The organism is Paraburkholderia diazotrophica (genome assembly GCF_038900755.1).
Lineage (GTDB): Bacteria > Pseudomonadota > Gammaproteobacteria > Burkholderiales > Burkholderiaceae > Paraburkholderia > Paraburkholderia diazotrophica_A.
The window spans coordinates 413309-427166 of sequence record NZ_JBBPEN010000006.1 but is presented as its reverse complement, the minus strand read 5'-3'; the positions used below and the strand labels follow the sequence as shown (position 1 = coordinate 427166).

The window sequence follows — 13858 nt, the reverse complement described above, 5'->3', positions numbered from 1 at the left end:
TGGTCGCACGCAAGGGCAAAAAATCTGCGCAGTTCTCGTCCATGAAGGGTGTGTCCATTAAAAAACCGTGGACACATCCTGCGCTGTTTTCAGTTCAGGATCTATGTGAGGAGAAACTGCCGCTTACGGAAAGTCGCTGACTTCAGCGGATTGTCAGCGTTACTCGCTGCCTGTGTTTTCATCCGAATGTCTTCCGTGTGTCTTTGGAGTCACCTCTTGGACTATCGACAGGCTTAAAATCGAGAGGGGCTTTCGTCATAGAGCCTGTTATATGCCCTGATTTTCGTGTTGCAGGGGGCAACGGGCCTATTTTTTGACATTTAACAGCGACTGACTTTTAAGCGAGTGGCTTGCTCTGGCAACGTTCCAGGGCTGGCAAGTTTAAACAGGGCTACTGCCGTTCTCAGAGACTGTGCCTGCGCTTCGAGAGAATGCGCTGCTGCCGCCGCCTGTTCGACGAGCGCGGCGTTCTGCTGCGTCACTTCATCCATCTGGCTCACAGCCCGGCTAACCTGTTCGATCCCGCGACTCTGTTCTTCGGATGCGGCGGCGATCTCACAAACGACGTCCGATACCTGCTTGATGGCCTGTTTCACCGCCCCCATCGTCGCACCAACTTCAGTGGCCTGTTTCGCGCCACCCTCGATAATTGCCACGGACGAACCGATCAGTTCCTTGATTTCTTTGGCTGCAGCAGCCGAACGTTGGGCAAGGCTGCGCACTTCGCTGGCCACGACAGCAAATCCGCGTCCTTGTTCGCCGGCGCGTGCCGCTTCCACCGCAGCATTCAAAGCCAGGATGTTCGTCTGGAATGCGATGCCCTCGATGACGCCTGTAATCTCGGAAATCCTGGTCGAGCTGCCATTGATTCTATCGATCGTGCCCACCATGGCCTGCACTGCATCGTCGCCGGCATCAGCCAGGTCGGTTGCACGTGTGGCGAGTCCATTCGCGTGACGCGCATTGTCGGCATTCTGCTTCACGGTTTCAGTGAGTTGTGTCATGCTCGCCGCAGTTTCCTCAAGCGAAGCGGCCTGTTCCTCAGTGCGTGCCGACAGGTCAGTGTTGCCGCTTGCGATTTCCCGCGATGCCACGGTGACCGACTCGGCGCTTGCTTTGATAGCACGCACGGTAGCGCTGAGCTGTCCATCCATTTTATGTAGTGCTTCTAGCAACTGGCCGAACTCGTCTCGCGAACTCGCGACGATATGATTGTCCAACTTGCCGTTCGCAATCTGGTTGGCTACGCCTACAGCCTTGGCCAGCGGGCTGGAAATGGCACGCACCAAACCGATCGACACGCCCGCTGCGACCATGGCACCTATGCTCACCAGTGCGATTGCAATCCAGAGTATCGTTCGAAAGACGGACTCACTCGCGTCTGCAAACTGCTTTGTCTGTTCCAATTTGTTTGCCATACCGGCACCTAGGTCATGGGAGAGGGCATCCGCCACGTTTGCCGATCGTTCGATCGCATCCGACGCGGCATCGAAATTTCCAGCAGAAAATGCGTCGAGGGCATCGCCGTTCAATGATTTCAGTTGAGGCAGCGCGGCATTGATTCTGTCAGCAATCCGGTGATCCTCTTCTCCCGAAATCTCGGCAGGGTAATAAGCCGCCCAGGTCTTTTCGACCTTGTCGATATCCGCCTTGATCTGCGGAATAGAGGCAGCCACATCGCCAGTATTTCTGGTTACCTGTAAACGCCGCAGTTTCGCTCGAATACTCAATTGCAAAGCTCGAACATCGGAAAGATGAATGATTGGCACAGTGTTGCCTGAATAGACATTTAGCATGTTTTTGTTCAACCTTGACATCCCGAATATGCCGAACAGGCCGATTGACAGCGTGAAGGCCATACATACGGCGGAGGCGATTGCAAATTTAAATTTAATGCTTCGTGCGAAACTGCTCACCTTGTATCCTTCTTGTTAGCTGATTGAATGTCCACGCTGTTAAGCGAAAGCAACACTAATTGAAAAATGAGTATGCGGCAGTAGGACAGGTTGACTAAAGAAAAACATCCGTAAGGATTGGCTTCTGTTAAAGTAATGGCGAACTTCCTGCCTTGACTTACGTCCTTCGATAACGACTATTGCATGCTCGAGCCATCGTCGTCATTTAGGATTTAATCGCCCCACTCTACATGCACGCTTTTATTGACGGTGGCGATATTTTCAGGTCAATTGTTTCGAGCACAAAAATAACCGGGTGATACTTCAAATATTCAAGCATATTAAAAATATTTCGCGAATTTTAACGGAACAAATAACATACCAGTACTCACCCGATTATCACTAACTGATCCGCGAGAAATGATTTAATAGAAGCAAAATCATCTCAGCCGCGCACCTCAGAATCGATATGAAGCGCTAAGTAAAGTAATAATAGGACGTATCCTCAATTTAGTCTCGCTGACAATTTCCAATCCGTTTGCAGTATGCCCTTCATTGGTGACGCGGGCGTCGATCGGTATGTACGTCACCGATGCACCCACCGACCAGTTCCTGCTGATGTTGTAGTTGAATCCAGCTTCAATAACCGGATTCCAAGAACTCGAAACCTTTGAAGTTACTGATCCGCCGGGTCCGTAGTTTTCGGTAATGAACGACTGATTGGTAACGCGAGCACCAGTGAACCAGGTATAATTAACGCCGACACCAATGAATGGCCTGATGGAATTTTCTGAGCTTCCGAACCTATAACGCAGGACCAACTGTGGCGCCCACGCACGAGCATCACCAAGTGTTCCGAAATCGTCAAGTGATCCTCGCCCTCCCAGTTTGACTCGGGCCGGCCATCCCCCTGTGAATGCGACGGTGATGTGATCAGTAAAGTAATGCTCCATGACGAGCTCGACGGTATCGCCATTGATTGCTCCCACACCAGAACCCGGAATTTGCATGTCAACGGGCTTACCGCCAATGCTTGTTATACGGACAGGATTGCTTCCAGTCTGCATAAATGCGTGCGACCACCCCGCACTTATAACATTATCACCTGCGCTCTGTGCACATGCCGCAATTGTCGTAACCGACATCGCAAATCCAACAGTTGCGCGAATACAAAATCTCCGAACTTTCACCTATGTCTCCTTTTTGTAGAAACCACCTTGGCGATTTCATTTAATGATCGCCCATTCTCAATCTGTTCTTATATATTTATTAACAAACTATTCCGCGACAAATGTTCAAATTTTAATTGGTTGACAGTATTAAGTAGTGCTTATTTATATTCACAAATATCGCAAATTGCTTTTCTCGTAATTAACCCGCTTCGAGTTGGCCGGAAATATTTCTGGCCAACTCAACGACGGAGCTATGAAGGGCGACGCCGAACGATAGCGTTCTTACGTTGACAAACCGCTCACATGATCCGTTGATTCATAACCGAACATCGCCTTTGTTTCAAGAAAGTCCTCGAAACCGAATCGCCCCCATTCGCGACCATTGCCTGATTGCTTGTAGCCACCAAATGGTGCCGCGTAGTCCAATGGTGCGCCGTTAATATGAACCATTCCGGCTCGAAGTTGGCGTGCGATACCGTGTGCTTTTTCGAAATCTGATGCAGTAACGTACGACGACAGACCGTACGGCGTATCATTGGCAATTGAGATTGCTTCCTCTTCTGACCTGTAGGGCATGATAGAAAGCACAGGGCCAAAGATTTCCTCGCGTGCGATTGTCATTCGATTGGTGACATCTGCAAATACCGTTGCACGAATAAAGTAACCATCTTCCAGTTCGGCAGGCAGCTCGGTTCCACCAATAACCAGCCGCGCTCCTTCCGCGACGCCCTGTTCAATCAGCGCGCGAATCTTGTTGAACTGAGCGTGGTTCGCGACAGGCCCGATCACGGTAGTCGCGTTTGCCGGGTCTCCGAGAAGCGTCTCTTCTGCAACCCCGCGGGCGATTTTGATGGCCTCTTCCTGTCGATGAGCCGGAACAAGCAGTCGGGTAGGTGCGTTACAGGATTGCCCGGAGTTCATAAAGCACGTTGATGCACCGTGTTTCACTGCGCCAGCAAAGGACGCATCGTCGACAAGGATATTGGGTGACTTCCCGCCGAGTTCTTGACTTACCCGTTTGACGGTATCCGCAGCGGTCTTCGCAACCTGGATGCCTGCACGGGTCGAACCGGTAAAGGACACCATATCGATCCCTGGATGCGCTGCGATCGCGTGCCCAACACTGGGACCGTCGCCGTTGATCATGTTAAATACACCAGCGGGCACTCCGGCTTCGTCGATTACCTCTGCAAACAAGAGAGCGGAAATAGGGGAAATCTCACTGGGCTTGAGCACAACAGTGCAACCAGCCGCGAGCGCAGGTGCGACCTTGCACGCGATCTGGTTCAGCGGCCAGTTCCATGGTGTGATGAAGCCGCAAACCCCGATCGGTTCACGAACAACCCGCGTTTTGCCAATTTTCTCCTCGAAGGGATATCCGCGGAGGACTTCCATGGCTTGGACGAAATGTCCGAGTGCACTCGGTGCTTGGACCTGTCGCGCCAGATTCAGCGGCGCCCCCATTTCACGCGAGATTGCGTCGGCGATCTCGTCTTTTCGCTTTTGATAGACAGCAACGATTCTGCTAAGCAGATGGAGACGATCGTCACGGCTCGTTGTAGCATAAAGAGGGAAGGCACGACGCGCGGCCGCAACCGCACGATCAACGTCGCTCGTCGAACCAGCCGTAATCTGAGTGAACGCTTTCCCGGTCGCGGGATTGACCACATCGATCAATTGCTTGCTATCCGGATCTGTCCAAAGACCGTCGATATAGAATTTTTTGTGATTGTCCATGATATTCGCTCCTTGCGGGCCAAACGATTAACGACGGCCGAATTGTTGTCGGCTACCTTCACTGATCCAGATTGACTTGGTCTCTGTGTAGTCATCCAGAGCCTCGGCGGAATGGTGCTTAAATGAGGCTTTTCCGCGATCTGAATGAGGTTGTGCAAATGCGTGCAAACTCAACTCAACTTCACCGCCCTTCCAAGGCACGACTTCGTGACGTCGCTGAACGTGCGGGCGTATCCGTCGCAACGGCGTCGCGAGCACTTGCGGGGAATCCAAAAATCAGCGCCGAAACTAGCGAGGCGGTCTACAAGGCGGCAACCGAAGTCGGATACCGCATCCCTGCGCTTGGCCGGCCATCCAAACGAAAACCGACGCGGCTGATTGGTGTCGTTGTCGGAGCGCTTCACAATCGCTTCATGACCATTCTTCTCACGCACCTCCACGATGCTCTGAGCGAGTACGGCTATCAGATCATGTTGCTCATCGACTCAATGAACGATAACCAACAAATTTTGGCTTTTCGTCCACTGATTGATGGATATCTCGACGGGCTCATATTTGCCACCGCTACGCTCGACTCACCGACCGTGGCGGAAATGCAGCGTCGAGGGATTCCAACTGTTCTCGTCGTGCGCTCGGTGGATCATCTGAACGTTGATGTGGTTGAGGTCGACAATGAGCATGCCGGGGCAGTCGCTGTAGAACATTTGCACAGCCTCGGACACCGACGAATCGGTTTCATTATGGGACCGGAAAATACATCCACTAGCAGGGATAGAACACGCGGAGCGCTCGCCTGGTGCGACAGAGCAGGCCTGCCCAGAGAAATGATTTCTGTCGTTTGGGGGGAATACACGACGGAATCCGGCTATTCAAATGCCGTGCGGCTCCTCGGCACGGACGAGCCGGTATCTGCAATCGTTGCAGGCAACGACACCATTGCGCTAGGTGTCCTCGAAGCCGCCAAGCGTCAAGGCGTGGACGTGCCGGGCAAGTTATCCATAATTGGATTTGACGATATACCACTGGCAGGCTCGCCTCTTGTCGGACTTACCTCGATTCGACAGCCCGTGGAAGCCATGGCAAAAATGGCCGCCCGCAGGCTGGTCGAGAGGATCCAGGGCGGGGGGTTGAAGGCCTCTACGCGCGACATCCTGCCAATTCAACTGGTGCAAAGGGATACGACAAAACGCATCGATAGCTTACCGTGATTCTTTACACTTGGAGGTCCGATGGTGCGGCCAGCACGAATCAGGACACCTTCTTTCAAGTCGGCGCTGACAGCAACAGTTCATCCTAAACCAACTGCGGCGCCGAGCGACGGCCGGCGAGGATAGCCTCAGGCCAGCGTGATCGTGCTGGGCGCCCACACTTCCTTCAGAGTTCGAGCAGGAGCCGCTCGCCGCTGCAGGCGCGCGAACAGCAGGTCATCATGCGGTCGTTCGCTTCCCGCTCGCCGCGCGTCAGCACCAAGTCGCGATGATCGACTTTGCCTTTCAACACACGGACTTCGCAGGAGCCGCACAAACCTTCGCGGCAATCGCTCTGCACGTCGATGCTCGCGAGCTCGAGCGCGTTGAGCACCGTCTGATCCGCTCGTACGTTTAGCACGGCAGCACTGCGATTTCGAACACATCGCGGTCTTTCGGATCGCCGTACAGCGAGTATTGACGCGAGAGGCCCGTATCGCCGCACACCACATTGATATGCGAGCCGGGCGTCCAGCGCGGCAGCGGCCGGCCGTCGGCGGAAACCAGGAGGATGTGCATGATAGGGTCGGCGCAAGCCGACACGCGTTCGACCTTCACCGCACGGCTCACCGCATGCGGCGGCGGCGCGCCGATCCGCACCACCGCACGCGGTTCAAGCACCGACGCGTCTGTGCGCTCCGAGTTGTGCGCCGATCCCATTCGACGTAGAGATGCAATTGCCTCGCAGCAGCGTCCGTGCCAACTGAGCGGTTTGGAGCAATCGCCTGCAAGTGTTGGAGCATGAGGTCGCCGTCGCCGGCGGCAATGAGTTCCAGCGGGGTTGGATCACCATCCAACGGTTCTTGATGTTCGCGCGGAAGATTCCCGCCACCCATACGCCCGACGGCGTCCCTTGTCGGCGTCTTTCGAGATTACGTCGTAGCCGTACGGGCCGCACACTCGCCGGCCTGCTTATGGCACGCCACCCAGCTCGTGCACGCGTCGCTGCCGATGAAGTTGATCGCGAAGCCCGTGCCGCCCGAAGGCAGGTATGTCATCCTGGCGGTGTGCGCGCAGCCGGCCGGCGCGTCGCTCAGGGCCGCCGTCACAACGAGTGCGGCCGCGGGCATCGTCTTCTTCGCTCTCATCCATCTTCCTCGTAACGGCCGCGCGCCTTTTAGCGCGGCGGCAAATAGCGCGACGGGTCCGTCGAGCGCCCCATGTAGCGCACCTCGAAGTGCAGCATCGTGCGATCGCTGTCGGTGTCGCCCATCTCCGCGATCGGCTGTCCCTGCTGCACGGTCTGTCCCTCCTTCACCAGCAGCGTGCGATTGTGGGCGTAAGCGGTCAGGTAGTCGTCGTTATGTTTGACGATCAGCATGTTGCCGTAGCCGCGCAAGCCGTTGCCGGCATAGACGACGCTACCCGCCGCGGCCGCCACGACCGGCGTGCCCGCCGAATTGGCGATGTCGATGCCCTTCGAGTTTTTGCCGTCGAAGCTGCGAATCACGGCGCCCTGTGCCGGCCATACGAGCGATACGCCCGGACCGAGCTTTGTCCGCGACGACGCCTCAGCGCTCGCTTCGCTCCGTGTGGCGTTCGATGCACCAACCGACGTCCCATCCGGAGCCGTCGCGGTGCCCGCAGGCGGCTCGACGAGCAGCACCTGACCGACGTCGATGGCGTCGTGATTTGTCAGCGCGTTCCAGCGCGTGATGTTCCTGACCGACGTGCGGTTTTCGCGCGCAATCTTTGAGAGCGTGTCGCCGCGCTGCACGCGATAGTATCCCGGCGCGACCGGGCCGGAGCCGCACGCCGCGAGCACGACCATGAGCGATGCGCAGACGGCCTGTCGAATTCTTTTTTGCAAAACCTGACCTCGTAAAGCGCTGCCGCGCGTCGAGGCGCGGCGGATCGGAAGGCGGGATGGTCCCGGATTTATCCGGACCGAACGGCGCCGTCGGCGGGCGTGCGCGCTGCCGCTTAGTGCGAGGGCGTCACCACGAGCCGAAGCGACGCCGTCTCAGTCCTGCCCGGCGCGAACCGGGGCGCAGCCGCAGCCGTTGTACATGGCGTCCGGCAGTCCGAGCCACGGCTCGACGCAGTAGAAGTCCGACATATCCGACTCCGTCCAAGTCGTGACGGCGTACCACGGCACCGAATCCGGCTGATGCAGCTCGAAGCTAACCGTCCCGCTTCGGCCCCGGCAGCACGAGCCGCACCGGTTCGTCGGAAGGTCCGGTCAGACAATGAAAGCAATCGACGATAATCTTATCGGCATGACTCTCATCCTCTGCGAGAATGCGGTCGCGCAACTGATCTCTCAACATCACGGCTTGGGCAAAATGGCCGCCGCGTTTGCGAAAGTCTTCGGCGTCCCGTCTTCCTCGACGGTATGGATTGAGATCTGCTGTCGTTTCTTGACAAGCTTCTCGAGAAATGCATCCATTTCATTCAGGCTGTCGATCATCGGCATGGCAGCGATAATGTGGTCACCTTGGGGATAATCCACGAACCACTTGGGATAGTCAGGACCCGGGAACTTGCGAAAATAGGCAACAGGACCGTAGCCGGAGAACGGTCCTTCGACCTCGTCATACGTGACCAGTTGATCCTTCGCGCCGTGAAAGAACATAATCGGGGCGGGTTTGCTTCTGAAAGTGAGTGGCGTGTTCGCCTTCAGCCAAAATGCCCCTGCCATCGAGATTACTCCGGCATAGTTGAAACCCGCAGGGAGATGCATCCTAGCCAGTTCGGTTTCGTTCGCAACGTTGTATTCAGCAACCAGAGAATTCGTGGCACCGGAGCTACCGCCCATGAGGACAATTTGATCTTTGTCGATATTCCAGTCGTCTGCATGCCTCAGCACGAACGACGTGGCGTCGAACAGATCTTCCACGCTCCATTGGATAGCGCGTAGGTACATCTCGGTGCCGTTGGCCGGAGTAATCTCCTTCCTTTCCTTGGCGATCTTGATGCCCAGGCGGTAATCCAATGCGATCACGTCATAGCCCAATGACGTAAAATGTTCGAGACCAGTTGTAAAGCCTTCGTCGTTCCGCGCGCCCCCTTCCCACCCCCCGCCAAAAGAAAAGATTATGACTGGGCGCTTGCCCGCCATTTTGACGGAGTTATCTACGAGACGGTCTAGTTGGAGTTTTTGTCCGTTCTTGGTGGCGTAAAGATAGGTTGTCCTCTGCACTTGGGAGCGCGAGGCAGCGATCTTTGCTTGCGCCGTGTTGGTCTGCGCGTCGGCAGACGCGGTCGTAAAGAACGCGACGATGGCTGCGGTGCAAATAAGAAGTTTCATCCGTTTTCCTGGCGACAGGTCGGTGATAGGGTTCATGTTCTGTGCGACGCGCATATTGCCCGCGTGATGTTCCATGTCGTCAATTCAGGTGAAGGGCAGGCTTGCGCCTCGACGGACATAGAACGTGACTGCTTACGACGAAGCAGAATACCGTCGGGTCATGGACGGGTTACACGCCCCTGTGTCGGCGCAAGCCGCGGCTCCATAGGCTTTCCGTGACAATCAACTCTGGGCGGCGCCATTGTCATCTAGCGATCGCCTGCACAGACAAAGCTCGCGCAGGTGAAAACAAGCTGGACACGACGAATCTGACAGCCCCGGCGAAGATGCGCACTGAGATCGCGAATTTATTCCATCGGGACCTTTATGCCGATCCGCCCTATTTCCTGACTCTCGCCCCCTGCAAGGGGTATTTCGTCACCCCCTCCAGGCCGCCCGCTTCCCCTTGACTTAGAAATGTCTGCAGTAACCGCAGCACGTGGTCACCCTCACCAATTGCTGCCAATTCCAATGCAGTTTTGTTCCCGAAGGCGGCCAACGGCGCGTGGGTGATCCACCTGAACACCGCATTGCGGTCAGGCTCGATCTCGTACGCGGAGGTTGCAATCTTCCGGACCATGCCAATCGCCGTATTACCAACCGCCTTGACAGGTTCTGCCGGCGATGCGGCGGTGTTTTCGGCCGCTAGCTGTCTCATATCGTTACGCACCAGGGCGATCAGTAATGGTGTCGGTCGTGACCGGAAGTCGCAACTCCTACGGTGGCGCCTGCCGCCGCGCCTAGAGCGGCCCCTTGCGCCACGTCGCCTCCCGTTACGGCACTGAGGACCGCTCCACCGGCTGCGCCGATAAGCGCTCCCCGGGCACCCGAGCGAGCTGTATGAGGATCAACCACGCACCCTGCCAGCAATGTCGCTACAGTCATGGCGATGAGCATTTTTTTCATGTGTTCTCCACTGGGTTAAGCGGCACTAGTGGCCGCCAGAGTTAATGATAAACGATAATATAATATCGTGTATCATTAACTTTCAAGCCTGGATTGTGTGACAGATGGTTACTTGACGGGATTCCATGTGATGATTGCATCTTTGAAGGAGGCGGGCAGGTGGAAAGCAAGATGAAAGAGCGGGGAGCCGACAGTGGCGTCTGGCACCACTCAAATTTCAGACCGATCACGTGGATGTTCGGCGCATGGGCGGTCTACTCGATAACTTTTCAACCGGTACAGGCAGCGCTCGGCCTTGTCCAATCGACATGGAAGATAGGTGCCGGCCCAGGGATCCCATACCTCCACTTTCCTGCGTTGACGTTGGCAATTCTGATCGGCTCATGCCTGGCCAAGCTGACTGTCATCATCGTGGTCTATAAGGCACTGCGACTGGTCTTCGGCAACGCTGGGCAGAGCAACAAGTTGTTGTCGCTTCGGAACGCCAGTGCGCTCCGACGGATTGGGCGTTTATTGCTCATATTTTCGGCACTGGACCTATTGACCTTCCCCGTGGCGTACCTGTCTTTGGCACTACTGGATCCAAGAGTACAGTTCGAGGTCTCGGTTTTTTTGTTTTTAGCTCTCGTGACACCGCCCGACAAACTGGTACTTGCGGGCTTGGCACTTGGCAGCGCAGAAGTGTTGAGAAGAGGCGCAGCCTTGGACGAAGAAGCCAACCTGACAATTTGAACATGGCAATAATCGTCAACCTTGATGTCATGCTGGCGCGACGTAAGATGAGCTTGACCGAGCTTTCGGAGATTGTCGAGATAAGCCTGCCGAACCTCTCTGTGCTTAAGACGGGCAAGGCTCGCGCGATCCGCTTCTCTACCATGGAAGCACTCTGCGAGGCCCTCTCTTGCCAGCCTGGAGATTTGCTCGAATACGTTGCCGACGCCCCCCCCAATTGAGCGTCAAGCCTTTGGCTGTTCACTTCATGGCAAAGGTCTGTCACCGGCACATCGCCCTGTAGAGCGAGAGCAAAGCGATGGACGACCGGGCAGATCTGACTGGGCAGATCTAGATGTTTTGGCCGGTGCCCTGCCCGGCTCCGGCGGGCAAGACGCAACCATTATCAGCTCATCGACCGTCGCTTCTCGCAAGTCGGCAGTAAGCGGCCAGGCAACTCACCTTGAGTTCCGTTGAAGCACTTGGGAGTATCGTGTCCACTTAACGAATAAGCGGACACGTGAACACTATCGAAGAACAGGCGCTGCCTGCACGTCGGCGTCGCCGGCGCTACAGCGAGGAATTCAAGGCGCGGGTTGTTGCCGCTTGCCAGGTAACCGGCGTCTCAGTTGCCGCGGTCGCGCTGGAACATCGGCTTAACGCGAATCTGTTGCGCCGCTGGCTCGATCAGGCAGAAGGCAGACTTCCCAAGCGGTTGCCGGGGCGTCCGGCAGATGTTGAATCAGCGCCGCTGCCAGCGTTCGTCCCCGTCGCCATCGAGGCGAAGGATGCACATTCGAGCGCGATTCATATCGAAGTGCGCCGTGGAGATCAGTTGATAACGGTAAGCTGGCCGGTCGCCGAAGCCGCGCAGTGCGCGCTGTGGCTGCGCGAGTGGCTGCGGTGATCCGCGTCGATGAGATCTGGCTGGCCGTCGATCCGCTGGATATGCGAGCCGGCTTCGACACGGCGCTGGCGCGCGTCGTGAAGGTGTTCGGCGCCGCGCATCCACACCATGCCTATCTCTTTACCAACCGCCGTGCCAACCGCCTGAAGGTTCTCGTCCACGACGGCATCGGCATCTGGCTGGCGGCGCGGCGGCTGAATCAGGGGCAGTTCGTCTGGCCGCACGCTGGCAGCGAACCGAAGCAGCACGCGCTCACATACGAACAGCTGGCAGGTCTGGTGTTGGGATTGCCGTGGCAGCGCATCGGTCAGGACGGCGTCATCCGCATCATCTGATGCATCGACGGGACGTAAACAGTTCTGCTTTCCGGGGGTACCCGGTTCTGGCAGACTGGTCCGCATGAACCCGCCGACCGACCTTGATGCTCTCAGTCCGGAGCAGTTGCGTGCCCTTGCGGCGCAACTGATCGCTGAGGTCAACGCGAAGGATGCAGAGGTTACCGCGAAACGGCGAGAAGTCGGTGAACTGGAACGGGAGCTGCATTACCGGCAAAGCCGGATCGAGCAACTGACTCACGAGGTCTCCGTCCTCAGGCGTCAGCAGTTTGGCAGGCGCAGCGAGCAGCTCAACAACGAGCAGATGAGTCTGCTTGACGAGGCGATTGACGCCGACCTGGCCGCCATCGAGATAGAACTCGAGCAGCTCGAGCCCACACGGAAGCGGCAACACGAGCAGCCGAAGCGCGCGCCCTTGCCGCAACAATTACCGCGTATCGACATCCATCACGAACCGGACAGCACAGTCTGCCAGTGGGGCTGCGAACGCGTGCGTATCGGCGAAGACATCAGCGAGAAGCTGGACTACGCGCCGGGCGTCTTCACGGTGGAGCGGCACATTCGGGGTAAATGGGTGTGTCGCAACTGCGAGACGCTCACTCAGGCACCGGTGCCTGCACACGTCATCGACAAGGGCATTCCGACCACCGGACTTCTGGCATCGGTACTGGTCAGCAAATTTGCAGATCATTTGCCTCTGTATCGCCAGGAGCAGATCTATGCGCGCGCGGGACTGCCAATACCGAGGTCCACGTTAGGCGCTTGGGTGGGCACGTGTGGTGCGCAGTTGCAGCCGTTAGTTGACGCGCTTCATCGAGAGATCCTGCAGCAAGGTGTCTTGCACGCGGACGAAACCCCGGTACAAATGCTCAGCCCCGGCAAGGGCAAGACACATCGCGCCTATCTGTGGGCGTATACGCCTGCGCAATTCAGTAACCTGCGTGCGGTGGTCTACGACTTCGCCGCAGGCCGCGCCGGTGAGCATGCCCGTGCGTTCCTGAGTGACTGGCACGGCAAGCTGGTGTGTGACGACTACGGTGGTTACAAGGCCTCATTCCTTCAAGGCATCACCGAAATCGGCTGCGCAGCTCACGCGAGGCGCAAGTTCTTCGAGTTGCATGCCAATCACAGCAGTCAACTCGCTGAGCAGGCGCTGCCGTTCTTCACCGAGCTATATAACATCGAACGTGATGCCGCGACGCTTGATATCGAAGCACGACACCGGCTTCGGCAGAGCCACGCCAAACGGGTGTGCGACGCCCTTTACGAATGGATGGTGGCGCAACGCAAGCTGGTGTCGGCAGGTTCGGCGATTGCGAAAGCGCTGGACTATAGCCTCAAACGCTGGGAGGCGCTGACGCGCTATCTCGATGACGGGCACGTGCCCATAGACAACAACTGGGTAGAAAATCAGATCCGCCCATGGGCCATCGGGAGGGCCAACTGGTTATTCGCCGGGTCGCTGCGGGCTGGCCAACGTGCGGCTGCAATCATGAGCCTCATCCGCTCAGCGCAACTCAACGGTCACGAACCTCACGCCTATCTGAAAGACATCCTGTCGCGCTTGCCTACCCACAGGGCGAGCGACATCGCGGCATTGCTGCCACATAACTGGCGGCCATCTACATCTGTCGCCTAGGTCACCGTTCGTCAAGGCGG

The 13858-nt window shown here is 56.8% G+C and carries 13 protein-coding genes and 2 pseudogenes; 6 read left to right on the top strand and 9 right to left on the bottom strand.

Annotated elements, in window-relative coordinates; translation table 11 throughout:
* Positions 1-320: 320 nt before the first annotated feature.
* The 3 genes from AABE10_RS21500 to AABE10_RS21490 form a co-directional block, all read right to left on the bottom strand.
* On the bottom strand, positions 321-1916 hold the full coding sequence (locus AABE10_RS21500) for a methyl-accepting chemotaxis protein (protein ID WP_342935256.1): 1596 nt from the start codon (positions 1914-1916) through the stop codon (positions 321-323).
* A 437-nt stretch (positions 1917-2353) separates the two neighbouring features.
* Positions 2354-3085 carry an OmpW/AlkL family protein gene (locus AABE10_RS21495; RefSeq protein ID WP_342935255.1) on the bottom strand — a complete coding sequence of 244 codons (732 nt, stop codon included), beginning with the start codon at positions 3083-3085 and terminating at the stop codon, positions 2354-2356.
* A 264-nt stretch (positions 3086-3349) separates the two neighbouring features.
* Positions 3350-4804 carry an aldehyde dehydrogenase family protein gene (locus AABE10_RS21490; RefSeq protein WP_342935254.1) on the bottom strand — a complete coding sequence of 485 codons (1455 nt, stop codon included), beginning with the start codon at positions 4802-4804 and terminating at the stop codon, positions 3350-3352.
* Positions 4805-4926: 122 nt separating this feature from the next.
* Between AABE10_RS21490 and AABE10_RS21485 the strand changes: the two genes are divergently transcribed.
* Positions 4927-6012, top strand: a complete 1086-nt coding sequence (locus AABE10_RS21485; protein ID WP_342935253.1) for a LacI family DNA-binding transcriptional regulator — start codon at positions 4927-4929, stop codon at positions 6010-6012.
* A 166-nt stretch (positions 6013-6178) separates the two neighbouring features.
* On the opposite strand, the pseudogene AABE10_RS21480 reads toward AABE10_RS21485, so the two are convergent.
* From AABE10_RS21480 to AABE10_RS21455, 6 genes and pseudogenes are all read right to left on the bottom strand, one after another.
* Positions 6179-6725: pseudogene (locus tag AABE10_RS21480) on the bottom strand (flavin reductase family protein); the annotation flags it as partial.
* Positions 6726-6923: 198 nt separating this feature from the next.
* A complete protein-coding gene (locus AABE10_RS21475) occupies positions 6924-7139 on the bottom strand; it encodes a hypothetical protein (protein WP_428983363.1) in 216 nt (71 codons plus the stop codon).
* 29 nt (positions 7140-7168) lie between these two features.
* Positions 7169-7822, bottom strand: a complete 654-nt coding sequence (locus tag AABE10_RS21470; protein WP_428983368.1) for a peptidoglycan DD-metalloendopeptidase family protein — start codon at positions 7820-7822, stop codon at positions 7169-7171.
* Between the two features lie 152 nt (positions 7823-7974).
* Positions 7975-8267 (bottom strand): annotated as a pseudogene (locus tag AABE10_RS21465) (aldose epimerase); the annotation flags it as partial.
* Positions 8268-8320: 53 nt separating this feature from the next.
* Positions 8321-9376 (bottom strand): hypothetical protein, encoded by a 1056-nt coding sequence (locus AABE10_RS21460; RefSeq protein ID WP_342935251.1) that lies wholly within the window; start codon positions 9374-9376, stop codon positions 8321-8323.
* A 304-nt stretch (positions 9377-9680) separates the two neighbouring features.
* Positions 9681-9998 (bottom strand): hypothetical protein, encoded by a 318-nt coding sequence (locus AABE10_RS21455; RefSeq protein WP_342935250.1) that lies wholly within the window; start codon positions 9996-9998, stop codon positions 9681-9683.
* 407 nt (positions 9999-10405) lie between these two features.
* Between AABE10_RS21455 and AABE10_RS21450 the strand changes: the two genes are divergently transcribed.
* From AABE10_RS21450 to tnpC, 5 genes are all read left to right on the top strand, one after another.
* Positions 10406-10978 (top strand): DUF2975 domain-containing protein, encoded by a 573-nt coding sequence (locus AABE10_RS21450; protein ID WP_342935249.1) that lies wholly within the window; start codon positions 10406-10408, stop codon positions 10976-10978.
* Between the two features lie 2 nt (positions 10979-10980).
* Entirely contained in the window at positions 10981-11199 is a 219-nt protein-coding gene (locus AABE10_RS21445; protein ID WP_342935248.1) for a helix-turn-helix transcriptional regulator, read from the top strand.
* 278 nt (positions 11200-11477) lie between these two features.
* Positions 11478-11864 carry an IS66-like element accessory protein TnpA gene (tnpA, locus tag AABE10_RS21440; protein WP_342935247.1) on the top strand — a complete coding sequence of 129 codons (387 nt, stop codon included), beginning with the start codon at positions 11478-11480 and terminating at the stop codon, positions 11862-11864.
* Positions 11852-12199: an IS66 family insertion sequence element accessory protein TnpB gene (tnpB, locus tag AABE10_RS21435; protein ID WP_342935246.1), complete on the top strand. Its 348-nt coding sequence runs from the start codon at positions 11852-11854 to the stop codon at positions 12197-12199. The genes tnpA and tnpB overlap by 13 nt, the downstream gene beginning before the upstream one ends.
* Positions 12200-12263: 64 nt before the next feature.
* A complete protein-coding gene (tnpC, locus tag AABE10_RS21430) occupies positions 12264-13838 on the top strand; it encodes an IS66 family transposase (RefSeq protein ID WP_342935245.1) in 1575 nt (524 codons plus the stop codon).
* Positions 13839-13858 lie beyond the last annotated feature (20 nt).